Source organism: Singulisphaera sp. GP187 (genome assembly GCF_900129635.1).
Lineage (GTDB): Bacteria > Planctomycetota > Planctomycetia > Isosphaerales > Isosphaeraceae > Singulisphaera.
Map to the genome: position 1 here is coordinate 5,819,750 of NZ_FSRB01000001.1, position 23,421 is coordinate 5,843,170.

Annotated in this window: 16 protein-coding genes; 7 read left to right on the plus strand and 9 right to left on the minus strand. The window is 65.7% G+C overall.

The features are described from left to right. Nucleotides 1–110 precede the first annotated feature (110 nt). The 3 genes from BUS42_RS22805 to BUS42_RS22815 form a co-directional block, all read right to left on the minus strand. Nucleotides 111–344: a type II toxin-antitoxin system Phd/YefM family antitoxin gene (locus BUS42_RS22805; RefSeq protein ID WP_074309959.1), complete on the minus strand. Its 234-nt coding sequence runs from the start codon at nt 342–344 to the stop codon at nt 111–113. Between the two features lie 95 nt (nt 345–439). Continuing rightward, nucleotides 440–1,945, minus strand: coding sequence for a S8/S53 family peptidase (locus BUS42_RS22810; protein ID WP_143206434.1), 1,506 nt, complete (start codon nt 1,943–1,945; stop codon nt 440–442). Nucleotides 1,946–2,015: 70 nt separating this feature from the next. Further along, entirely contained in the window at nt 2,016–2,540 is a 525-nt protein-coding gene (locus tag BUS42_RS22815) for a hypothetical protein (RefSeq protein ID WP_074309963.1), read from the minus strand. 273 nt (nt 2,541–2,813) lie between these two features. Here BUS42_RS22815 and BUS42_RS22820 point away from each other — a divergent pair, with 273 nt between their 5' ends. From BUS42_RS22820 to BUS42_RS22840, 4 genes are all read left to right on the plus strand, one after another. Continuing rightward, nucleotides 2,814–3,377: a DUF421 domain-containing protein gene (locus BUS42_RS22820; protein ID WP_410001718.1), complete on the plus strand. Its 564-nt coding sequence runs from the start codon at nt 2,814–2,816 to the stop codon at nt 3,375–3,377. A gap of 141 nt (nt 3,378–3,518) precedes the next feature. Next, a complete protein-coding gene (locus BUS42_RS22825) occupies nt 3,519–7,502 on the plus strand; it encodes a HEAT repeat domain-containing protein (RefSeq protein ID WP_074309966.1) in 3,984 nt (1,327 codons plus the stop codon). A gap of 964 nt (nt 7,503–8,466) precedes the next feature. Beyond that, nucleotides 8,467–9,909: a putative sulfate exporter family transporter gene (locus tag BUS42_RS22830; protein ID WP_074309968.1), complete on the plus strand. Its 1,443-nt coding sequence runs from the start codon at nt 8,467–8,469 to the stop codon at nt 9,907–9,909. 509 nt (nt 9,910–10,418) lie between these two features. Further along, nucleotides 10,419–10,718 (plus strand): hypothetical protein, encoded by a 300-nt coding sequence (locus tag BUS42_RS22840; protein WP_074309972.1) that lies wholly within the window; start codon nt 10,419–10,421, stop codon nt 10,716–10,718. Nucleotides 10,719–10,945: 227 nt separating this feature from the next. Here BUS42_RS22840 and BUS42_RS22845 read toward each other — a convergent pair whose 3' ends face one another. Continuing rightward, nucleotides 10,946–12,220 (minus strand): threonine/serine exporter family protein, encoded by a 1,275-nt coding sequence (locus BUS42_RS22845; protein WP_254053674.1) that lies wholly within the window; start codon nt 12,218–12,220, stop codon nt 10,946–10,948. A gap of 310 nt (nt 12,221–12,530) precedes the next feature. Here BUS42_RS22845 and BUS42_RS22850 point away from each other — a divergent pair, with 310 nt between their 5' ends. Genes BUS42_RS22850 through BUS42_RS22860 form a run of 3 tightly spaced genes read left to right on the plus strand, consistent with a single transcriptional unit; the run spans nt 12,531 to nt 16,852 of the window. Then, nucleotides 12,531–13,142, plus strand: coding sequence for an RNA polymerase sigma factor (locus BUS42_RS22850; protein ID WP_074309974.1), 612 nt, complete (start codon nt 12,531–12,533; stop codon nt 13,140–13,142). 15 nt (nt 13,143–13,157) lie between these two features. Then, nucleotides 13,158–15,752 (plus strand): protein kinase domain-containing protein, encoded by a 2,595-nt coding sequence (locus BUS42_RS22855; RefSeq protein WP_083670446.1) that lies wholly within the window; start codon nt 13,158–13,160, stop codon nt 15,750–15,752. 17 nt (nt 15,753–15,769) lie between these two features. Next, nucleotides 15,770–16,852 (plus strand): WD40 repeat domain-containing protein, encoded by a 1,083-nt coding sequence (locus BUS42_RS22860; protein ID WP_074309978.1) that lies wholly within the window; start codon nt 15,770–15,772, stop codon nt 16,850–16,852. Between the two features lie 123 nt (nt 16,853–16,975). Here BUS42_RS22860 and BUS42_RS43800 read toward each other — a convergent pair whose 3' ends face one another. The 5 genes from BUS42_RS43800 to BUS42_RS22885 all read right to left on the minus strand — a co-directional run bounded on the left by BUS42_RS43800 (nt 16,976) and on the right by BUS42_RS22885 (nt 23,228). Further along, complete coding sequence (locus BUS42_RS43800; RefSeq protein WP_074309980.1) at nt 16,976–18,586, minus strand: hypothetical protein; 1,611 nt, start codon at nt 18,584–18,586, stop codon at nt 16,976–16,978. 4 nt (nt 18,587–18,590) lie between these two features. Continuing rightward, nucleotides 18,591–19,532, minus strand: a complete 942-nt coding sequence (locus BUS42_RS22870) for an ABC transporter ATP-binding protein (RefSeq protein ID WP_074309981.1) — start codon at nt 19,530–19,532, stop codon at nt 18,591–18,593. Then, nucleotides 19,529–19,930: a GntR family transcriptional regulator gene (locus BUS42_RS22875; protein ID WP_074309983.1), complete on the minus strand. Its 402-nt coding sequence runs from the start codon at nt 19,928–19,930 to the stop codon at nt 19,529–19,531. The genes BUS42_RS22870 and BUS42_RS22875 overlap by 4 nt, the downstream gene beginning before the upstream one ends. Nucleotides 19,931–20,461: 531 nt before the next feature. Continuing rightward, complete coding sequence (locus BUS42_RS22880; RefSeq protein WP_074309985.1) at nt 20,462–22,027, minus strand: glycerophosphodiester phosphodiesterase; 1,566 nt, start codon at nt 22,025–22,027, stop codon at nt 20,462–20,464. Nucleotides 22,028–22,130: 103 nt separating this feature from the next. Then, complete coding sequence (locus tag BUS42_RS22885; RefSeq protein WP_074309987.1) at nt 22,131–23,228, minus strand: DUF1559 domain-containing protein; 1,098 nt, start codon at nt 23,226–23,228, stop codon at nt 22,131–22,133. Nucleotides 23,229–23,421: the final 193 nt, after the last annotated feature.

The following is a 23,421-nucleotide window of genomic DNA, read 5'->3' on the forward strand; positions in this document are numbered from 1 at the left end:
GCTGACGAGTTTCCGGTTCGCCGGGTCGCAGATGGTTTTCTTGGCCGCGTCCCTAAGTTGAGGATCGTTCCACCAGAATCAGATGAAGGTGTGCGTATCAATGAGGATGTTTATTTCATGTATTCCTTGAAGTCCTCCAACGGAGCGTTAAAGTCGGGTGCCATCCAGTGCTTGGTGTCATGGGCTGAGCCAGGTTGGCACGGCCAACTTGCCCGAGGCGGACGGGTGACGATGGCGATCGGCTCACCTTCGGCGGTCAGGATCAGTTCTTCGCCGGGCACCATCCCCTCGAGGAGTTCTCGGAGATGACTCTGCGCGGCGTCAAGTGAGAGAGTCGGAGACATGGGTTGACTCCTTGAAGCCTCTTGCATAAGTATTCCTCAACATAGGTCGCGGCCCTCACTACGGAGCGCCTGGTGACATTGACCTTCAAGGCAGGTCACCGTTTCTCTCGCACCAGCTCGGCGAGCTTGGCCCGGGTCGGGGTCTGCCAGTAGTGGAATCCGGGCGGGGGCGAGTTTGCCGGGCGGGTGGGGCGGCCGACGAGGGCGGAGTAGGGAACGATCGGTCCCTGCTGGGCGATCCGGAGCAGGTGGCTGGGACGCAGGCCGGGCGCGGCGGCTTTCAGTACGGCGACGACGCCGGCGACGTAGGCGGCGGCGTTCGAGGAGCCGGCCGAGACTTCGCCGTCGGTGAAGAAGGCGCGCGAGTCGGCCAGGATGACGTCCGGCTTGACCCGGCGGTCGGTGGTCGGGCCGATGGATGATGACATGTCAGTGTCACCGACGGTGAGGACGAGCGGGTTGTCGGCCGGGGGATAGAGCTCTTCTTCGCCGGAGGCGTCGAGGAACACGAGCGCCTCGCGCGGGGAGTCGCCGCCGGGGGGAAGATAGGACTCGCGGCTCGCGGTCACCAGGACGCGGAGCCGATCGGTCGCAAGGAACCGGCCTCGTTTTGCCCGGATCCGGATTCGGTAGCAGTAGTCGGGGTCGGTGAGGACCTCGGGGCTGGCGGGAAGGGCGTCCAGGACCACGCGCTCGCGCGGGTTGCGGGTCTCGTCGGGGCCGGGAACCCGCGAGCCGGGGACCTGCCGCTTCTCCCCGGCCCCGACGGGCCGGCCGGACGGATCCTCGACGTAGAGGTCAAGGTCCTTGTCGGTCCCGGCATCCTCCTCCTCGCGGTAGTCGCTCCAGGTGAGAGTGACGCTGACCTTGTTCTCGTCCACCCGGTTGCGGAACCGCAAGGACGCCACGTCCGACCCGTCGCGGAGCCGGAGGAAGCCGTCCTTGAGGATCCGCACCGGCCCGTTGAAAACTTTGCGCCCGGAGTTGCCCGCGGCGTTGATCCAGGGGATGCCCGCCGCGGTCGCCTCGGCGATGACCCGGTTGATTGGGCCGCGACCATCGCCGTTACCGCCCCCCTCAAACGAGCCGCTAAACAAGATCAGATCGACCTGGTGCTCGATCGCGAACCGGACCGCCCGGCGCAACATGGTGGGCCCGCTGGCGTTGAGGAGGTAAAACTTCGGTCCCTTGGGGTTCGAGCCGGTGACCGACCAGAGGATTTGGGCCATGACCCGGCCATGCCGGTTCGACGGATCGAACGGAGTGCGGAAGTCCGGGTCGCCCAGACCGTTGCGCTGAACGAACGCCGGGTCGTAATGCTCGACGACCTCCGCGCTGGCTGGCAGGTAGGGGCGACCCTGGCCGAGGCCGGCGAAGCCGTAGTCGAGCACGGCCACCTTCACGGAGTCGATCCCGGCGATCCCGTCGTACACCGCCGTCAGCCCCAGCCGTTTTCGGACGGCTGGGACATCGGCCATTCGCGCCACGGGCGGGCGATGGCCCGGGGACGAAAGCTCCGAGTCGAGCCCGACGGATTGACCCCTACCCGGACGGTCGAACGCGACCAAGAGGAGCAGGCAGGCGATCGCTCTCCATCGCATCGAGAAGCTCCGGCGCGGGGACGACCAAGCCGGCGACTTGAGTCCGCAATCGCCCAGCAAGGGAATTCCTCTACCAGCATCCCTGGCCGAAACCACCGACGCCCAGGTAAGGGGTCGAATAATAAGTGACGGGCAAATAGCTGTAACCAAAACCGCCCCATCCGCCGCCCCAACCACCACCCCAGCCAATTCCACTGCCCCAGCCACCGCCCCAACCAATTCCGCCGCCCCAGCCACCACCCCAGCCAATCCCGCGTCCCCAACCGCCACCCCAACCAATTCCACGGCCCCAACCGCCACCCCAGCCAATTCCACGGCCCCAACCGCCACCCCAGCCAATTCCACGGCCCCAACCACCACCCCAGCCACCAAAGCCGCCATGCCTCCAGGCCTGGACGAGCCGTTCGGAGTCGAGCTCGCTCCCCTTGCCGACGACCGGCTTGGCGACGTGATTGGCAACGGCCGTTGCGCTTGCGAGGGAGACGGTCGGGGACTTGCTCGGCGTCTTCGCCCCATACTCGGCGTCCAGCTCGCCCGCCCAGAGGGGCGATCCCAGGAGCAGGAACATTGTCAGGCAGCCAATTGAGCGAATCATGATGTCCTCCTGAATGGCGGGCCTGATCCCCTTTACGTCCAACTCTCGCCGCCCGTCTCATTGATATTCTATAGCGCGTTCTCTCTCAGGGGTATCGTCTCCGACGAGAATTCGTGTGGGGACGGCGAACTCGACGACCAACGACCCGCGGTGTACCTTCAATCCGGCTTCGACGCTGCCGGACGGCGTCCACCTTTTGAATCTTCAACCTTGAGATGGGGACGCTCTCGCATGTCATTTCACTGGCTCTGGTCGCAAGATCTCTGGCGCAACATGTGGTGGCTGTCGGAGATCTCCCTGGCCGAGAAGATTCTTCGGCCTGTGATTGTTTATGTGTTCTTGGTTATCGGCCTCCGCGTCTTCGGCAAGCGTGAGCTGGCCCAGCTCAACCCATTTGACTTTGTTGTTTTGATCTCGCTCTCCAACACCGTGCAGAACTCGATCATCGGGAATGACAACTCGGTGGCCGGCGGCCTGGTCGGCGCCTTGGCTCTGCTCATGGCCAACTACCTGGTGGTTCGCTTCCTGTTCGGACATCGCCGCCTCGATCAGATGATCCAAGGGGAACCGACCGTCCTCATCGAAAACGGCAGGATCATTCACGATGCGCTGGCCAAGGAACTCGTGACCGAGTCCGAGCTGATGACGATCCTCCATCGCCAGAGCTTCACCAGCCTGGACGAGGTCGATCGGTGTGTGCTCGAACCCGGCGGCACGTTCTCCGTCGAGGGCAAGAACCCCAGACAGGCCGATTTCAACCACAAGGAGATCATCGCCAAGCTCGACCAGTTGAGCCGGCAGATCGACGACCTCAAAGACCAGGTCCGCCAGTTCTGATCACTTCACCCGGCAATCCCCCCCCTCCCCCTCCGCGGGTGATGAAGTGGAAGCGCCGAACATGAGCCAGGCGATTGAGTTGAGGAGGCGACTCGATTATTCTATAGAATCGGATCGAGGGTCATTCAGGAGCCGTCTACGATGCTTGGGAATCTCGCCTGCTGGGTCGCGGTCGTTTTGGGGGCCGATGCTGGTCGGCTGCCGAACCTTGAGGCCGAAGCGCACGCGGGTCGGCCGGCCTCGGTCGAGATCCCGGCGGCTCCGGTCTCCCGGACGCTCTCGGTCTCGATTTCGCTGACGCAACCGGGCCGGTTGGCTCCGGCCGCGCCGATTGCGGTGACGCTGGCCTTCGGCGAGACCACGCTCAACAAGACGCTCCACCTGGGCGATCCGGATATCGTCTGGACGATCCTCCAGCCGAAGCAGACCCCTGCCCGGGTCACGATCGAGGCCTCCGAGCCGCACAAGGCGCCGGTCCCGTTCGCGGTGCGGGTCGCCGACCTGGGCGAGCCGGCCGAGGACGGGGTGAGCTTCGAGGCCGAGCCCAACGATCGGCCCGAACAGGCCAATCCCCTGGTCCTCGGCCAGACGGTCCATGGACTGGCTGACGATCGGCCCTATTTCCCGCTCGGCGAGCAGCCGACCGAGGCTGAGAATGCCGTCGGCCCGGACTGGTTCACCTTCACTTTCTCGTCCGACACCCCCCAACTCGCCTTTTTCGCCCTCGACTTCATCGATCGGGACGTCCCGCCCGACGTGCGGGTCTATCAGCTCAAGGAGGGCAAGCCGGTCGAATACACGGTCGGGATCGACCCTCAGAGCCTCCAGCGCGAGAAGCCTCCGCGCCCCGGGGCGAACAAGTTCACCACCCGGCTGCTGACTCGCGGGACGTATTACGTCATGGTCGACGCCTGCCAGCCCGATTACCGGCTTCGCACCAAGCTGTTCGATGTCCCCCCCTATCTCGACAAAAAGGATGCGGGCGATCCCGAGAAGGTCGCCGAGTCGGCGCGTCGGGCGATCAAGACCGCCCTCGACTTCCAGCTCCTCGCGGGCGATAGCTGGCACGCCAACACCCCCCGTAAGGGGCATCCGATGGATCGCGTCGCCAACGCCCACCACGAGACGTCGACCTGCATCGCCTGTCACCCGACTCACTTCACGACTCAGTCGGCGATGGGGGCGGTGCGGTCCGGCTACAAGATCGAACAGCCGTTTGCGCTCCGGTTCCTGCTCGATCGGCTTTCGAACAATCCGGTTCCGTTCCACGGCCATCCCGAGGCGCTCTGGGCCCGCATGATCCCCGCGCCCGCGAATGTGCTCGGGCGGCTCTCGACGATCGTGATGGACTCAGAGAACCTGATCGCCGGCCCCCCGCGCGACAACACGCATCGAGGGATCTCGGAATTCCTCAAGCTCTACTACGACGATCGCAAAGAGCTGCCTCCCGACGAGTCGAACGGGAACAACCCGGTCAGCCGCTACAAGGTCGCCACCGATAGCTGGCGGCAACTCGACGAGATCGTGCGCCGGACGGGGGACGCCCGGTTCGCCAAGACCCGTGACCTGGTCGCGACCTTCCTCCCCACGGGCGAGCCGGCGAACACGCGCGACCTCGCCGCTCAGACGATCGGCCTCTGCCTGGTCGATCCGGCGAAGTTCGCCGACAAGATCAAGGCGAACGTCGATCGGCTCCTCTCGCTTCAGCGCGACAACGGTCACTGGTCGGTGAAGTTCGACCCGACGTACGCGATCACCGAGATGCAGACCGGCGAGAGCCTGTACGCCCTCTCGCTGGCCGGCTTGCCCGCCGATCATCCGGCCGTCCGCAAGGGAGTTGTCGCGCTTTTGCTTCGGCAGAAGAACTTCGGCGGTTGGCTCGACATCAGCCCCTATGAACAATTCCAGACTCCGTTCCGCGAGACCCAGTGGGCCTTGCTCGCGCTCTCGCGGATTTACCCAGGGCACGGGACCAAGGGGTGGAATGGACCGCTCGGCCCGCAGCCCGCGACGCTTCGCGTGGACTCGTCTTCACGCCTGCTCCGGGACCTCGAGCGAATCTGGGAATCCCCCACCCTTGCTGTTCGCGAGGCTTTGATCACTCAGTTGGGCGATGAGCGCCCCTTGGTCCGGCTCGCGGCTTGCGAGACGCTGGGGCGGGTCGGCGATGAGTCGGCCCTCGCAGGGCTGGTCGCGCGACTTGGCGATGAGAGCAAGGCCGTGCAACGTGCCGCGGCCGAGGCGCTCCGTTCGATCGGCAATCGGCTGAATGCCAATCAGAGGCCGGGTGAGACCCCCGCGCAGACCCGGTTCGTCTCGGTCTTGAAGCAAGCGCTCGGGTCAGCCGACGACCGGACCCGCCGGGGCGCGACCCGCATCTTCGCGGCCCACTTCCGTGACCTCTCGCAGGAGCTTTCCCTGGCCGACGCCCTGCTCGAACGGCTTGACGACTCCGACCCGGTGGTCCAGTTGCAAGCGATCAAAGGGGCCTGGCGCTGGTGGTACTGGCAGGCGGACTCCGCCTTGCGGAACCGGATCGAGGACCAGCTCATCGCCCGGCTCAGCACGCCCCGGCACCCCTGGGTGCGTCGCAACTTGATTGAAGCTCTCTATATCATCGGTGATGAGAATATTCGCTACCTCTATACCAACTGGGTCCCCGCGCTGGCGACTCACGAGCGGCGCGACATCGCGACCGAGGCGCAGCACGCGACCTCGAATCGTCTGGGCGATAAGTACGTCGCGGTGCTCGACCACGGCAATGCCCTCCAGCGCGACGGGGTCCTCCGTGCGATCTCCGAGTTCCACGAGCGCCCCGTGCTCGGCGGGCGGATCGGTAATGACCTCGAGCCGTTGCTCGTCTACGGCGATGCTCAGGCCCGCGTCTCGACCGCCCTCATCGGTCAGATGGCCGATCCCGCCCCCACGATCCGCCGCCTGGCGCTCCAGGCCCTGGTGGCGCTTCGCGACGACCGCGACCCGACGCTGGCCCTGGCCGTCACGGCCCGGCAGGGAGATGTCGATCCCTCGGTCCGCGAGTGGGCCGGCACGATGGCCGAGAAGTTCCCGCTCAAGGTCAAAATGGGCCACGCTGATGCGCCATTGGTTGCGTTGCTTGATGATCTTTTGAAGAATCAAACCCCCCAGGCGCAATCCGCCGCCCTGGCCATTCTGAGCCGGCTCGGCCCCGTGGCCGAGGCGGATCGGTCGGGGGCTGTCGTGGCTCGGCTCGACGACAAGGCTCCCACGGTCCGAGCCGCCGCGCTCAAGGCCTTGCCCGCGTTTCCGAAGCTGCTGGCGGACCGCGCGGTCCGGAGTCAGGTCGCCGAGGCCTTGACCGATGCCGACGTCGACGCCCGGGTGTCGGCGATCCGGCTGGTGCTCGGCGCGAAGGTCAAGGTGTCCGACTCCGCCTTGCGTAAAGCCCTGGAAGACCCGGCGCCCGAGCATCGGATCGGCCTCCTCAACTCGGTTTCGCCCAAGACGGCGGACGTCTCCGACCTTCGGCTGATCGGGGTCATCAGCAACGGGGTGGTCGACGAGAACAGCGGAGTCCGCGAGAAGGCGCTGCAAGTGATTCAGGCGCACCCGAAGCTGGTGGCCAACCCGGCGATCGAAGCGAGCCTCCGCGAGCTGACGGGCACCGACAACCAGCGTCAGAAGGAGATCGCCTCCGCGCTCCTGAAGTCGGGCGGCCGATCGAGCGGTGCGGGGGCCTCGGCCGACTTGCTCGACCTGGCCTACTTCGAGGCCAAGGTCCTGCCGATCTTCACCGCGGTGGGTGAGGACGGCCAGAGCTGCATGGGCTGCCACCGTTCGCATACGATCCTCAAGATGGTCGCCCCGGGCAAGGACGGCAAGTGGTCGCCCCAAGCGGTGCGTGCCAACTTCCGTGCTGCACTTCGGGTCGTCGATCTCCCGAGTCCGGCCGACAGTCTCTTGCTGGGCAAGCCGACCTGGGAGGCCGCCGAGGAAGCCGAGGCCCAGAACGACCCGACCAAAAAGGCCCACTCCGGCGGCGTCCGGTTCGAGGCGAAGCGCTCGGCCGAGTACCAGACGCTGCTCGACTGGATCAACGGAGCCCGGCTCAAACCGGCGGGCGGTGTACCGGCCGCCTCGCGCTGAGCACACTCGCCGGGATTCTCGTTCCACGGGCCCGCCGGAACAAGGTTCCTTCAATCCGGCGGGCCGCATCTTCGAGACTCGCTCCTCAGGGATTCCCTCTGGCGGCGCGGCTGAACATCCGATGCCGGCAACGACGCCCCGGCTGATGGAACCGGGCGGAAAACCGGGTGAAGTGACGACAGTGTTGTTTTTTTGTCCAGATCGACATGGTCCAGTCGTTGAATATTTGAAAGCCAACTTGCCATTGGATTTATCGAAGCCGCGGCGAGGCGGCTCGCTATCGTGGCGACGACTTAGCCGGCAGTGAACGATTCGCCCTGGCCCTGCACGTCCACTCACTCTCGACGCCTACGGCTCGATGCGACCGAAGCGGCTTCGTCAGCCAGGAGGTCGCGGTCATCTCGCAACCGTTCTGGCCCGACTACCTGACGTTCGACGAGGTCCGGTAGACCGGGTCGCCCTCTCCCCGGCGACCCGATTCATCGTCCAGGCACCGTAACGCAAGAGAATCAAGTCGAGTCGAAATCGGGAAGGATGACCCTTCGGCTCGATCCCTGCTCGATTTCCACGGCCTGGCCACCATTTCCCTCGAGATGATCGCGTCGAAAGGGCTCGTGAGACCACCGGCTTGCAAAGCGCCATAATCATGGCGTACTGTGATACGATCATGGCGTGACCGCAGCCGTTCGCGACAATCGCCAACATCGGAAACTCTTTGCAAACGGCCATCCCAGCAAGGAATGCGTTGCGACAATGTGGGAGCGCGGCCAGATTCCCTCCCAGCACCGGCCAGTCGCGACGGCCATGAGAGTGTTCCTCTGCAACGGAGAAGCCGGTTGATTCGAGCAGAGTGGCTCGACAGGGGCTTTGACGACGGTCGTGTTCGATGAGAACTGGCCTCAATTCATCAAATTGGCATCCTTGCGTTTCGTGTTCGGTGCCCTAGCCTCGAGGACTCCGTCCCGTGCGATCCTGGTTGACTTCGGAAGACTGGTTTGCCGTCTGGCTCGGCGGCGCGATCGTCTTGATTGCGCTGCCGACCGCGATGGGCCTCGATTTGTTGGGCTGGATTGCCTCCCCACGAATCTGGCTCGGCCCTGGGGACGCGGTTCGCCCCGTCTCGTCGCACTACGCGGGCCTTCCCGGGGCCGTCAGCCTCTTCTTGACCTACCTGTTGCTCCTTGGGTTGGTCGGCGCCTGTGCCGCGATCCGAAAGATCGACCTTCGCACGTTCATTCCCGGTTTCACGGTGATCTTTTGGCTTAGCGCCGCGAGCCTGATCCTGGGACATTACGCTTACATCGCACAGACGCCCGACAAGCGATCGGCGACAGGGATCACCTGGTCTCTGGGTTTGACGGGGGAGGCGGGGTTCCTCGTCGCTCTGCTTTCCGGCCTCTTCGTCGGCAATGTCCTGCCCTCGGTTGCCGTCCGGCTGAGGTCGGCGGCCCGTTCTGAGTGGTTCATCAAGACGGCGATCGTCCTTTTGGGCGCGGGGCTCGGCATCAAGGCCGCCGCCGCTTCCGGCCTCGTCACATCGATCATGTTTCGCGGTATCGCGGCGATCATTGAGGCCTACCTGATCTATTGGGCCTTGGTCTACTTCATCGCTCGAAAGTACTTCCGGTTCAGCCGAGAATGGGCGGCACCTCTCGCGTCGGGGATCTCGATCTGCGGGGTATCCGCCGCCATCACCACGGGGGCGGCGATTCGCGCCCGCCCCATCGTGCCGATCATGGTCTCGTCGCTGGTCGTCATCTTCTCGGTGTTCGAGTTGCTGATCCTCCCGCTCGCCGCCCGCGAATTCCTCTCGAAAGAGCCGTTGGTGGCGGCGGCCTGGATGGGCCTGGCGGTGAAGACCGATGGGGCGGCCGTGGCGAGTGGAGCGATCACCGAAGCGCTGATCAATGCTCGAGCCCTGGAGTCGGGAATTGCCTACGAGGCAGGCTGGATCCTGACGACCACGACGACGGTCAAGGTCTTCATCGACCTCTTCATCGGCGTCTGGGCGATGGTCCTGTCGCTCGTCTGGACCTACGGAATCGAACGGAAGCCCGGTGTGACGGTCCCGGTACGCGACGTCCTGAAACGATTTCCCGTCTTCGTCCTCGGGTACTTCGCTCTCTTCCTCGCCTTCCTCGGGCTGACACTGGCACGGCCGGCCATGGCCCCGGGCCTCGCCGCGGCGACCGCGCAAACGGAGCCCTTACGAGGACTCTTCTTCGCCATGACTTTCTTTACCATTGGGATGGCCGCCGATCTCAAACGCCTCTGGGCCGAAGGGATCGGCCGGCTTGCCCTGGTCTACGTCATCAGCCTTTTCGGCTTCATCATCTGGATCGGGCTGGCGATCTCCTGGCTGTTCTTCCATGGTGCCCAGCCGCCGATCATCTCTGGAGGGCTTTGAATTGAGCGACCGCTCTCCCGAACCCGACCCGCAACAGTCGCTCGCGGAAGAACTCGCCGCGATCCCGTACGAACCGCTCCTACCGGTCGAAAAATGGCTCATCGCCGTGAGCCTGACTCTTGGTATCACCCTCTTGGGTGTTCTCTCATGGGCCAGTGCTCGCTACTTTCCCGTAACACCGACACCATCCGCCTCCGGATCGCAGACCCCGAATTCCCGGGCAACGGCTCCCCCACCTCGCGTTGACCCGATTCGAAATTTTGCCACATGACGATTCCGGTGAGGTGAATCCGCACGGCAGGGATGGGGCTTGGTGAAAAGAGAGGGGGCCCGCGATCAGGGCGATTTCTCCGTTCGACAAGGCGGGGCAAGGTGTCCGGGTCCGGTATCGATTCAGAAACAGTCGAACTATGTAAAATATTTGGTGAGTCGTGGTAGGTCTGGCGCCGCGTCCGTTTGAAGAATGGGGCCGACCGTCACGAATACGACCGGTGGTATGAGGGCATGCCATGTTGTTCGTACACGGTATCACAACGGTATCCGAGGAGTTGCTCAGCGAAGTCTGGCTCTGCGCCCACCTGATCGTCCTCCACCGACGACGCCAGGAGGGGGGCAGACTCGACGAGGACGCGATCCGCCGCAAATCGTGCGGGCGAGTGCGCGACTGTCTTCAAGCTTTCAGCGGAGACGGCTGGGGCCAAGAGACGGTGATGGCCTGTTATCAGAGGGCGACTGACAACGCATTGTCCCTCGATTTTGCGTCCCTCCAGTCGGTTTGCGGGGTCATCGCTGCGTTTCCCCACCACTGACAAGCCGCAATCGATTCGAGGAGAGTAAAAGGGCGCGGTCCAGCCGTTACCCCCATCGACTGTCGCCTCGAACCGTTCTTCCAGGCGCGCGAGTATGGTGTCCAGATTCCGTGGACACCAAACGGCAACCTGGGTGTTAACGATAACGGCCCTGGAGAGTTAGTCCCCAGGGTCGGGGGAGCCATTTTGCTGACGTCGGCAAATCCAAAGCGGTGGTGGCTGCATCATCAAGGGCCGGCGGGCAGCCGCGGGTTCACCTCCGAGGCGACCATCGCGTTGCTGAAGAGCAGGCCAGCGACGAGGGCGATGGTCATCATGAACATCTGGAAGCCCTGCTCGAGACCCGTGACCGACGCCCCGGACATGAGCGAGTCGAGGCTGCGAAGCCCGAACGAACCCGGGACGAGTAGGGCCAGGCCCGGAACGATGAGGAGCTGCGGGCTCGGGTCGCGCCAACGTGCATAGAGATTGGCGGCCATCCCCAGCACCAGGGCGCCCAGGAATGGACCGAGGAGCGGGTTACCCAGATGGCCCCCGGCACGCGAAACGCCGAAGGCGACCGCCGAGCCGACGAGAATCCAGGGCATGTCCGCGAGCCGGGCCTGGAAGCGAAAGGTTGACCCCAACGCCACGACCGGAAGCGCCAGGAGCGGTGCCCACCAGGGGAGCGGGATCGCGCTTCCGGGGGCACTGTCCTCGGCGATGAGGCCGACGAGGCTGACCCCCATGAGCACCCCGAAGATCAGGGCGAGGAAGACGATTCCGACCCCCGCCATTCGCGAGGCACCCGAGGTGAGATGGCCGTTGGCCAGTTCCTCGATTGAGTCGACCAGGCTGAGGCCGGGCAGCAGAATGACCAGGCCCGAGGCGAGCGGGATCCAGTGGACGAAGTGCCCGAGGTAGACGTCGGCCAAAGCGGCGATGAAACCCGCAACCGCCGCGGCGGTCAGCTCGAACCGCCGGCTCATGGCACGCGATCTGCCGAACGCCAGCGCAACCAGGCCCACCGCCAGGCCCAGGCCCGACGCGACGCCCAGCTCGCGCAAGCCACCTCCGAAGAAGACCGAGAAGGCCGATGCGGAGAGCAAGAACCCCGCCGCGGTCGCTGTGGGACCCCAGCGCCTCGGGGCGTTCGCCAGTTCCTTGACCCTGCCGATCGCCTCACGAGGCGCGACCCGGCCGCAGGCCAGCGCTTCCGACTCGATCGAAAGCCTTCGCAGGCACTCCAGGTTCGTCGGCCTCAGAGGCAGGCGCAGCAGTCGGGTCGTCGTTTTACCGTCGCCGGGGCGTTCGAAGCTGATCAGCAGCCCGGTCGGCAGGCTGAAGGCGTGGATCTCGAGGTCCAGCCGGGCCGCGACCCGGCCCAGCGTCGATTCGAGGCGGTGCGCCGGCTGCCCGACCTGGTGTAAGGCTCGGCCCAACGCGAGAATCAGGTCCTCATCCGACGCCTGGGGCAACGCGGGGTCGGCATCCAGACTCGGAACCGCTGGAGGCTTGGTCACGCTCACTTGGTCTCGCTCCCTGATCATCGCCATCTTAACTCGTCGCCGGCAACCGCCTTCAATCGCGACTCCCGGTCGAAACTACCATAGCTCGCGATCGCGCAACGCGACGCTCATGTCAATCCGTGGGCGATTTGCCAAGTTGAGCCATGGGCCTCAAGGGCGGTAAGGAGTCAGAGTCTGTCTCGGAAGGTCCGTCTGAACCGGGAAATCAGGGATGCTTGATCGGTCGACGAATTTTCCGCCGGACCGGGAGAATCACGATGAGGTTTGGGCACGGCGAGGATAATATCCCTGGAGGGCATGAGCTTTGGACACCGCGCCGACGACGAGGCCGAGCCTCTTGATTCGCCTTCGCGACCCCGCCGACGAGTGCGCGTGGGCCGAGTTCGTGGACATCTACGGCCCGCTCCTTCAGCGGCTGGCGCGGGGGCGTGGGTTACAGCACGCCGACGCTGAGGACCTGGCCCAGGAAGTCTTCCGCGTGGTGGCCGCGGCCATTGAGGGGGGACGCTACGATCCGTCACGCGGATCCTTCCGCGGCTGGCTGTTCCGCATTGCCCACAATCTGACGCTGAAATCGCTCGTCGCGCGAGGGCGGCAGCCTCGGGGGAGCGGCGATACCGGCGTGCTCAACTTTCTGGAGGAGCAGCCGGCCCCGGCTCCGGAAGACTCCGCGCAGTTCGAGGCCGCCTATCGGCGGCGGATGCTCGAGTGGGCGGCTCGGAAAGTCCGGGGCGAGTTCTCCGAGCTGGCTTGGCACGCCTTCCTCGCGACTGGCGTCGAGGCCAGGCCGGCCGCCGACGTCGCTCGCGAGTTGGGAATCAAAGTGGGTTCGGTCTACAACCTGAAGTGCCGGGTCATGGCACGGCTCCGTCGTGAGATCGAGCAGGTCCAGGACGCGGAAAGTGCGGGGTTTTGACGGAAAGGTTTCAACATGAGCAACCACGTTTCCGGGTGTGGAGTGGATCGGCTGAAGGAGCTCCTAAACGGCCGGCTGGCCGAGGATGATGTGGTCGCGCTCGAAGAGCACCTGAGCGCTTGCCCGCACTGTCGCGAGACCCTCGAAGCATTGGCCTCCGATCGATCGTGGTGGGATCACCTCGCCAGTCTTGACCCTCGCGAGGTCGAGCGGGCCGATGAGAACGCCGCCGAAGTGGGGTTGCCGCTCGCGTTCCTCGAGCCTTCGGACCTTGCGGGGTCGCTCGGCAGGCTTGGCCCTTACGAGGTCCACTCCGTGATCGGGCAAGGTGGGATGGGTCTGGTCCTGAAAGGCTTCGACCCTGCGTTGAACCGTCCGGTGGCGATCAAGGTGATCTCTCCGCTGGTCGCCACGGTTGCGGCGGCGCGCCGTCGGTTCGCCCGCGAAGCGCGTGCGGCCGCGGCCGTCTCGCACGACCACGTCGTCGCCATTCACGCCGTTGCCGAGTCGGCCAGCGGCCTCCCCTATCTCGTCATGCCCTTGATCTCGGGCCGCTCGCTCCAGGAGAGGCTCGACCGCGACGGGCCGCTCGACGTGGCCTCGCTCCTCCGTATCGGCATGCAGACCGCCGCCGGGCTGGCCGCCGCACACGCACAAGGCTTGGTCCATCGCGACGTGAAGCCGGCCAACCTCCTGCTTGAAAACGGCGTCGAGCGGGTCAAGATCACCGACTTCGGCCTTGCCCGTGCCGCCGACGACGCCAGCCTCAGCCACAGTGTCGTCATTGCCGGGACGCCCCAGTATATGGCCCCTGAGCAGGCCTTGGGCGGACCCATCGATCACCGCGCCGACCTGTTTAGCCTGGGCACGGTCCTTTACGCCGCCGCCACGGGCCACTCACCGTTCCGCGCCTCGACCATGATGGCCGTGCTCAAACGCGTCTGCGAAGACCAGCCTCGGTCGGTCCGTGAGCTCAATCCGTTGGTACCCGGCTGGCTCGAGGCGATCATCGTCCGGCTCCTCGAGAAGGACCCGGACCACCGCTTTCAGTCGGCGACCGAGGTTGCCGACCTGCTTCGTCAGGGCATGGTTCACATCGAGCGGCCGAACACGGAGCCACCCCCGAGGCCGGCGAAGAGCCTCGCCGGTGCCGGCCGAGATCGGCGCCGGCGAGGACTCGTGGTCCTGACGCTCGTCCTGATCCTCGGCCTCTCCACGCTCGGAGTGGCCAGCGCCGCCGGCTTTCCATCCGTCCTGAACCTGCTCACCACTGTGCTTCGCATCCGCACCTCCGAGGGCACGCTGGTCGTTGAAGTCGACGACCCCGCGATCAAGCTCCGGATCGACAACGAAGACCTCGTGATCGAGGGGGCTGGCCCCCAGGAAATCCGCCTCGCCGTGGGGAAGCACCGCCTCTCCGCGAGCAAGGACGGCAAGCGTGTCCGCGAGGAGCTCGTCACGATTCACCGCGGTCAAAAGAAGACGGTGGTCGTTCGGCTCGAGCCCAGTGAGCCGGCGCCCGAGGGGGCGGTGGGCGCGCCGGTTGATCCGATCGCACCCTACCCTGCCGCGGTCCCACCGAGCTTTCCGCGTCTTGAGCAGGAGCCACCGCGTGTCGAGGACAAGGAGCCTGCCGCCGTGCCGGAGTTGACCGAGTCGGTCATCCTGGAACCCTTCGGGGGCCAGCCTTGCTGGTTTGCGATCTTCTCGCCCGACGGCAAGACCCTCTCCGCAGGCACCAACTGGAGCGGCAACATCAAGGTCTATGACGTGGAAACACAGCAACAAGTCGGGCGGATGAATGGGGAAGCAAACACGGCGTGCTCCTGTGCCGCCTTCTCGCCTGACGGCAAGTTGTTGGCAACGAGCGGCGCCTACCAGATCCTCGTATGGGACTTCACTAATCAGAGACTACTCACCCGATTCCAGGCTCATGCCAAGGCGGTGCGTTCCTTGCGGTTCTCGCCCGACGGCAAGTGCCTCGTCTCGGCAGGCGACGACGGGACCGCGAAATTCTGGGAGGTCGGGAGCTGGAAGCAACGACTCTGGAACGCCGGCACCCCCCAGGAGCAGCCTGCCATGCTGACCTCCCCCGCGCCGTACTTCTCCGCCTCATTCTCGCCCGACGGCAAAACCCTGGCCCTCGCCTCGGGCGATATCCGCGAGGCCCGCCCCCCCCTTGTGACGCTTTTCGATGACGACGTGAGCTCGGTGACGCAACGACTCAAGCTGGCCGTCGGAAACCGGGGGCCGGCCTGGTCCGTCGCTTTCTCGCCCGACGGCAAGACCCTGGCGACTTCCAGCTTCGACTCGGTCGTCAGGCTGTGGGATCTGGGTACGGGGCGCGAACTGGGCTTCCTGCCGTTGTTGGGGAAGAGGTCCGGGGCACGCGGTTTGTCGTTTTCTCCCGATGGAACGGCTTTGGCCGCGGGCGTGTTCGACGGCAGCATCGCCGTCTGGGACGTCGCCTCACGCCGCAAGACCCTGACGCTCCGGGGGCACAAAGACCATGCCTTCACCGTTGAGATCTCTCCTGACGGCAAGACCCTGGCCAGCGCGAGCAAGGACGGGACCGTCAGGCTCTGGGACCTGTCCGATCGCCGTCCTTAGCCCGAGCGAGGTGGGGGATGTTCTCAGGATCACGACCGATTGTCGACTCGTTCGCCTCGACTTTCACGAACGAGAACGAGCCTGACGCCGAAGCTCCCGTCGGCGTTCCTTGCCGTGTCAAGGTTGTCACGCGGGGCCTGGCACTCATGTTGACCGTGCTGCTCGTCGGACTCAACTGCCTGACGCAGGCATCGCCGTGGGCACCGGCGGCCTTCGCCGCCAGCGACTGGTTTAGCGGCTCCATCAGGGCGATGGCCCTCCGGACCGCCGACGGGTGGCTCTACGGCTGCTCCGCCGAGGGCAAGATCCTCGTCTGGAATCCTGACCTGTCCCGAGTCTGGGTCGGCGGCTCCCAGGGGGTCGCGATCGATCGGGCGGCATTGACTCCCGACGGCACCACGCTGGGCGTCGCCGATGCCGATGGCGTCGTCACGCTCTGGGACCTGGGCAAGTGGCGGCGGCGGGCCGACATCCCGTCCCAGCCCGCGCGATCCAGTGCGCTCGTTTTCAGTCGGGACAGTGCCACCCTGGCCACGGCCAACGGCCTCGGTGTCCGGCTCTGGGACGTGGCGACGGCGAACCCAGGTGCCGGGCCGCGGCTCGATCTTCCGGGTGTCTCGTGCCTGGCGTTCGACGCCGATGGTCGGAGACTGGCCGTCGGAACCAAGGACGGGACGGTCCGGCTCTGGGACGTCGCCCAGGGGAGCCAATCCGTAGCGTTTCGGGCGCATCCGGCTCTGGTAAGCTCTCTGCTGTTCTCGCGGGACGGCCGAGTGTTGGCGACATCCAGTAGCCTCGATAATTTTGCTCGTCTTTGGGATCTGGCAACCGGCCGTCTCCTCAGGGAATGGGATGCCCGATCGCAGATCCAGGTCTTGGCGTTCGCTCCCGGGGACCGTGAGCTGGCCACCGCGGGATTCGACGGGTCCGTGCGGCTCTGGGATGTCGCGACCGGGGAGTCTCGCTGGGGTTTCTCCGCGGGGGACGGACCGGTGACGGCGCTCGCCTTCTCGGCTGAGGGCACGACCCTGGCGTGCGGCGGCGTCGGGGCAATTCGCTTGTACCGGCTCGACGCGTCCTCACGGCCGACCTCTCGGTAGAAGCAAGCCCGTTTGACGGAGTGGTCTGCCGATGATCGTGCCCGGCAGACCGCCTTTTTGCTCGGCAAGCCAACCGGGTAGGCCGCCGCGAGCGTCGAGGCCCGGAACGACCCGACCAGCCGCTCAACGATGGCGGTTCCAATCCAGCGCCAAGGGTGCGAGTGCGAACCGCGAGATTGGTACAAAGACTACCACGCTCAGCAGCACGGCGGTTCTCGTGGCCGGTTGCAATCTCGCTGGCAGGATCAGCACGGACAGGCCAATGGCGATTGCGGTGAGCACCATCCAGGTGGTTGTGTACTGGAGCAGGTCGCGCCGTTGGAGCAGGCCCCGCCGCAACGCCGCGCGGAACGACCAAGACGTGACGACCGCTTTGATCGCAAGGAGACTCGCCACCAACCAGGGGCGCGCGACCAGGAACCGGCTCGGAAGCGTTCGGGGGAATAGGGCGATGCCGAGAATTCCTGCCACGACCGAAAATATGACAGCGGCGGTCAGGCGTTCAAGCCAGGGGCGGCCACTGAGCGTGATCGGGAAATAGTCGGTCAGTTGCCGGAACGCCAGGGCGGGGCCCAGCACGAACGCTAATGCGAGAATCGAGGCGGCATGCCCGCCGGGGAACTGGACTTTCAGGGCCTGCCATTGCTTCGCCGCGCCTCCAGGTTGATCCACGAGACCGAGGCACAGGACCATGATGACGACAACCAGCAACCAACTCAGCAGCACGCTCAGCGCTGTCATTCGTAGTTTGGCCGCGACCAGGTCCCGGGTTGACATTGGCCGAATCGCGAGGAACTCGACGACCCTCGGGTGTTTGACCCAGAACGGAGTCAGCCGCCCCATGACGGTTCCGACCGACGTGGCCAAGAGCACCGGCATGATGAACAGAACGAGCAACAACAGCGAATGGACCGCCCAGGCGTTTCTGGCGGTGCCGAGTCCAAGGATTAGGAGCGAGTTCAAGGTTGTCGTTATGGGAAACACGAGTCCATGGCATCGCCACTCGTACCAGAGCTGGGCCTGGGCCGGCGACCGGAACGGCCGGCGCGGACCGCGGGCCGTTCCGAACGGGAGCCGGAGCCACACGGGCCAGGCCCGCCACGCGTCGCCCCGGCGATCGCTGGCCACGCCGGCCAGCCCCAGCGGATAGGCGACCACGACGGCGACGGCCAGGAGCGCCGCGACCCGCTCGTGGCCGACGGCCCCGAGCATGACGAGGCTCCAGACGATTCCTCCCGCCGCGCCGACCACCAGCGTGACCGCCACCAGCCGCAGCCAGGCGGGACTGAGCGGCGACCACGAGAGGACCTGGAGCCACGACATTATCGCCACCAACCCCAAGGCCGGCAGGAGCACCGGCAGGCGGAAGCCGGACTGCCGGAAGACCATGCCTGCGATCGCCACCCAGAGCAAGGCCATGACCACCGCCCCGATCAGCAGCGGCCAGAACACCAGCACTCGAGTCGGCACCGGCAGCGCGTACATCCGTTTCGGATACCCTGAGGTCAGGTTTCCCGTCGCCTCGACGAACAAGGTGGCATTCATGAAGTAGGCGATGATGCCAAAGGCGGGAACCAGGGCCCCGACGATCGCGTATTCGTGCGGGACCCGTGAGAAAACGAAGGGGCCGAACAGGGCCAGTCCGGCCAGCGTGGCCAGGGCGGCGTGGGCTCCTTGACGGCTCCGCAACCAGAGCTGCCAGCCGATGGCGAGGGCCGGTGTGAGCGTTCGCATCGGCTTACTCCTTCCCGGCGATCTGTTGGCGCGACCCGACGCGGGCCACGAAGATCTCATCGAGCGATGGAATATGCTCCTCGACGATCCGGGCCCCGAGCCCGGCCGCCTGGCCGGAGATCTCCTCGACTGCGCCGTCGCAAACCCCTGTCCATTCTTGGCCGAAACCCTCCCAGTGCCATGCGCCGCGGAGTACCGGGGGTCGGGCCCGCGGCTCGTCGAATCGGAGTGTGAGCCGGCGGTGGGCGGCCTTCACCGCGTCGAGCGGCCCGCAGAGCACGATCCGGCCCCGGTCGATCATCGCGACATGGTCGGAGACGCGCTCCACCTCGTCGAGCAGGTGCGACGAGAAGAGGACCGTCCGCCCCTCCTCGGCGATGGTCCGGATGATGGCCGCGAGAATCTCGCGCCTTACGACCGGGTCGAGCCCCGTGGAGGGCTCGTCGAGCACGAGCAACTCGGGTCTGTACGCCAGCGCCGCGAGCAGCCCGGCGCGGGCCTTCTGCCCTTGCGACAGCCCCTTGATCTTCGCCTGCGGGTCAAGGTCGAACTGCCTGCGCAGCTCCTCGGCGAACGCGTCGTCCCAGGCGGGATAGAACGCGCGAAGGTAACGCATCAACTCCTCGATGCGCATCCACTCGGGCAGGTCGCGATCCTCGCTCAGGTAGCCCACCCGCGCGAGGACCCCGACCGGGTCGCGCACCGGGTCGCGGCCGAACACGCGGACCGTCCCGGCCTGCGCCTTGAGCAGGCCGAGCACGTGCTTGATGAGCGTGGTCTTCCCCGCGCCGTTCTCGCCGACCAGCCCGAAGACGCCGCCTCGCGGCACTTCCAGGTCCACGCTGTCGAGGGCGATCGTCTGTCCGAACCGTCGCGACAGCCCAGACACCCGGACGACCCCGTCGGAGGCGGATTCGCGTACGCTCTGACTCTCGCCGGCACTCATAATGCTTGATCCTCCCCAGGATGTTGCATGGCCCGGTCCCTGCAACGGACAAGGTCGACGACCTCATCGACACTGACGCCGAGCTGCCGCGCCTCGGCCAGCAAGGCGTCGACGCGCCCCGTGACGATCTTCAGTCGCTCCCGCTTCGCCAGCGGTGAACCGGCGTCGGAAACAAAGGTCCCGGCCGTGCGCCGCTTCTCGACCAGGCCCGCCGCCTCGAGCTCACGATAGGCACGCGCCACCGTGTTCGGATTCACCACCAGTCGCTCGGCCAGCACCCGGATCGGTGGCAACTCCTCCCCCGTCGCCAGCCGCCCCGAAGCCACGAGGTACTTCACCTGGTTGACAATCTGCTGGTAGATCGGCACCCCATCGTCGGCACTGATGTGGATGTGCACGGCCCGTCCTCTCGCAGGCTCTTGTTGGTTCTTGTATTAACACAATGATACAAGGCCGACGCCGCGGGTCAAGGAGGCATATGCCGTGGCCAACGGGATTGAGGTTTTGATTCGAGATGTCTTGCCGATCGCCACGTCGATCGGTGAGCGTCGGTTTCGGGGCGTGGGGCGAGCGCACCGAAATGACGGAGACCGGCGCCGGCCGATCGTTTTCCCGACTTCGGCGTGGTCGGCCCTGGCATTATCGTAGGTCGAACACGTCCCGTAGGGTCCGCTATTGCGGACCATCTTCGCTTGCGGCCTGGTTGGAGGTGTGGTCCGCGATGAGACCCATGACGGATGGTCCGCAAATAGCGGACCCTACGGGTTGGCGTTATCGTGGGTCGAACGTGTTCCGTAGGGGGGAGGGGCACGCCCCACTATCTTTAACCTCCCTTTTGGCAAGGAGATCGGGATAGTAGGCCGTGCTTTTTTTTGTGCGGGTTGAATTCGGATGTGTTTGTGAGAGGATGGGTTGGCGCGGCGCCCTGGTCAATGCTGGGGCGGGCGATTCGCGGTCTCGAGGAGTTCGATCGTCCGCAGGACGCGGACCGGGTGATCGGTCTGAATCACGTCGATCCCGTCGAGGATCGCGCGGCGATAGCTGGCCGCCGACTCGTTCAGGCCGAGGGCGTCGCTAAACACCTTGATTCCCCGGGCGTGGCAGCGGTCGATCAGCGGCTTCGACAGGAGATTCCAACGGGTGTCGAACGCATAGGGTTCGAGGCGATCGGCGAGGGGGTCGATCTGGGCCGGGTCGGCGAGGGGCGGCATCCGGCGGAGCCGGGGCTCGAGGGCGCGGAGTCGGGCGAGGTAGTCGGGGTGCTGGTAGACGATGGCTCGGTCGATCAGGCCGCGGGCGCTGAGCGCCGCGACGAGTGCTTCGGGGGAGATATTCTTGGCATCGACATAGAGCTCGGCCCGCTCCCCGACGGCGTGTAGGAAGTCGTCGAGTGTGGGGATCGGGGTGCCGGCGAACGGGCGGCCGAACCAGGCGCCGGCGTCGAGCGGGGTGAGCTCGGCCGCGTCGTGGTCGCGGATCGGCCCGTGCGCGATCGTCGTCCGGTCGAGTCGGCCGTCATGCATAAGGATGTGCGCGCCGTCGCGCGTGGTCTGGATGTCGAATTCGACGAGATCAGCGCCGAGGCGGATCGCCTTCTCGTAGGCCGGCAGCGTGTTCTCGGGGGCGTACCGGGAGGCGCCGCGATGGTGGGCCACCTTCACTCGCGCCGTCGGGTCGATCCGCCGGAGGACCTCGTGGGCCAGGAGCTCCTCCGCGCGGTCGGTCTGGATCCAATCGACGCCCGCGGCGGTCAGCCGGTCCCAGGTCTCGGGGCGGTCGTTCGCGCCTTGCGTTTTGGTCATGACCTTGAGGCCGCGGCCGTGGAAGGCGCGGGAGTGGTCCGGGGTCACGTCGGCGGCATCGACCTGGACCGCCGCGGGCTGCAAGGCGCCGAAGGCGTCGAGGCCGTCGGCCGGTTTCCACTCCGGCATCAAGGCCAGCCGATCGCCCCCGGGCGCGGACCGGACGGCCTGGAGGACTTCGAGGTCGGCGGAGACGACCACCTGACGCTCCATTCCGGCCTCGAGCACGTCACGGACGAGCCGGGCCGGGTCGACCCGCTTGCAGTCCAGGGCGAGGTTGACACGCCCTTTCGCCGTCGCGAGTGCCTCCTCGAGAGTGGGGATCCTCGCGCCTGCGAACCGTCGGGCGAACTTCGCGCCGGCGTCGAGCGTCTTCAACTCGGCCAGCGTCCGGCCGTCGACCGGGCCGAGGCCGTCGGTCGTGCGCCCGAGGTCGGCGTCGTGGATCAGCACGTGACGGCCGTCGCGGCTGAGGCGGACGTCGACCTCGACCCACTCGACCGCGTCGGCGACCGCATGATCGAGGGCCGCCACCGTGTTTTCCGGGGCTTGATTGTGTGCGCCCCGGTGGGCGATGACCTGCACGCGTCGCGGCGGCTGGATCGTCGAGGAGAACGGGAATTCCCCCGCGGCGGAGACGGCTGCGACCAGACTGATCCCGAGCGTGAGGGCGGATCGGATTGGGCTCATCATCGTTGGGTCCTTGCGGGTTCGCTGTCGGACGCGACGGCAGGGGCGGGTCGATCGGCGGGGCCTTGTGCACACCCCCCGACGGTCGAGCCCGCCCACCGTGCGATCAGTACGCGTCGGCGCTGATGACTTCGCCGCCGTTGATCGTCCCCAGGGCCTGGTAGACGCCCGGCTTGAACTGCGCCGCGTTGGTCACCGACCAGACCTGTGTGCTCGGGTCCATTGTAACGCCGGACGGGGTCCCGGTGCCGTCGAGGGCCCAGGTCGAGATGCTGTCCTTGAGGAACCGGACCGAGCCGTCGCACATCGCGAAGTTGGCCCCGCCGGAGTGGAAGCTCGTTGCGGCGTTGAGGAAGGCTCCTCCTTCGGTGTAGCCGCCGCTGCTGGCGCCATCGTCCCAGTTCTGTGTCTTCTTCTGAACATTGATCGGATAGAAGACGGTGAATGCCGTGTCGCCGTAGTTGCCGGAGACCCACCAATTCCACTTGTTGAAGGAATTGTTGCCGTCGGTCTTGCTGAGCAGGCCGTGGGCGTGCTCACCGAAGGCGATGGAGTTGCTTGTCCCGTCGGTGACCGACGCGATCGTGACCACGCCGCGGGTACTCCCCGTGCCACCGAAAACGGGGCTAATCCCGTTGGAGACGATCGCCCCGTTCTGCTGCTGGAGCGACGCCGACGAGTTCGAGGCCGACGAGGCCCAGGCGCCGTAGCAACCCGCGTAGCTCGTGAACATGAAGTTCTGGATGTTGGTCTTATGAGCCTTCCCGGCCGGCTCGGGGTAGAAGACCCCCGCGATCTCGGTGTCACTGGGGCACCAGAGCATGTTCAGGCCGACGCCCGACACCGTCGAGTTCGCATCGCAGCGGTAGCCGAAGCTGGTGTTGAACGCCGCGTAGAGCGGGGCCTGCTCCATGAAGGACAGGAGCCCCACGAAGCAGCTCATCCCCTGATTGACTCCGCCGTAAGGGAGGTACTGGGCGAACGCGGCCATCGGGTAGCAGGTGTTGGCGCTCTCATAATTCGCCAGGGCCAGGCCGAGTTGCTTGAGATTGTTGATGCACTGCGAACGACGTGCCGCCTCTCGCGCCGCCTGAACCGCGGGCAAGAGAAGGGCGATCAACACCGCGATGATCGCGATGACGACCAGAAGTTCGATCAAGGTGAAGCCACGCCGACCTGCCGGGACACACGGGATCGCTTTCATCGGGACTCGCTCCTCGTTGACAGAGTTGATAATCGGAATCGAGGGAGAAGGGACGGCAATCTCAGAGCGCACGGGATCAACGGCTCGGAAACAGGAAACGACCGAGACCCCATGCGAGATGTGGACAACTGTCGGCTACCCTGGCTTGGGGGCCGTGTTACCTCGCCGGCGAGGGCCTGATCCCTTTCTTCGG

Bases quoted from the DNA above. Each gene is read 5' to 3' on its own strand.
- BUS42_RS22805 (WP_074309959.1), bottom strand. From the start codon at position 344: ATGTCTCCGACTCTCTCACTTGACGCCGCGCAGAGTCATCTCCGAGAA.
- BUS42_RS22810 (WP_143206434.1), bottom strand. From the start codon at position 1,945: ATGCGATGGAGAGCGATCGCCTGCCTGCTCCTCTTGGTCGCGTTCGAC.
- BUS42_RS22815 (WP_074309963.1), bottom strand. From the start codon at position 2,540: ATGATTCGCTCAATTGGCTGCCTGACAATGTTCCTGCTCCTGGGATCG.
- BUS42_RS22820 (WP_410001718.1), top strand. From the start codon at position 2,814: ATGTGGTGGCTGTCGGAGATCTCCCTGGCCGAGAAGATTCTTCGGCCT.
- BUS42_RS22825 (WP_074309966.1), top strand. From the start codon at position 3,519: ATGCTTGGGAATCTCGCCTGCTGGGTCGCGGTCGTTTTGGGGGCCGAT.
- BUS42_RS22840 (WP_074309972.1), top strand. From the start codon at position 10,419: ATGTTGTTCGTACACGGTATCACAACGGTATCCGAGGAGTTGCTCAGC.
- BUS42_RS22855 (WP_083670446.1), top strand. From the start codon at position 13,158: ATGAGCAACCACGTTTCCGGGTGTGGAGTGGATCGGCTGAAGGAGCTC.
- BUS42_RS22860 (WP_074309978.1), top strand. From the start codon at position 15,770: ATGTTCTCAGGATCACGACCGATTGTCGACTCGTTCGCCTCGACTTTC.
- BUS42_RS43800 (WP_074309980.1), bottom strand. From the start codon at position 18,586: ATGCGAACGCTCACACCGGCCCTCGCCATCGGCTGGCAGCTCTGGTTG.
- BUS42_RS22870 (WP_074309981.1), bottom strand. From the start codon at position 19,532: ATGAGTGCCGGCGAGAGTCAGAGCGTACGCGAATCCGCCTCCGACGGG.
- BUS42_RS22880 (WP_074309985.1), bottom strand. From the start codon at position 22,027: ATGATGAGCCCAATCCGATCCGCCCTCACGCTCGGGATCAGTCTGGTC.
- BUS42_RS22885 (WP_074309987.1), bottom strand. From the start codon at position 23,228: ATGAAAGCGATCCCGTGTGTCCCGGCAGGTCGGCGTGGCTTCACCTTG.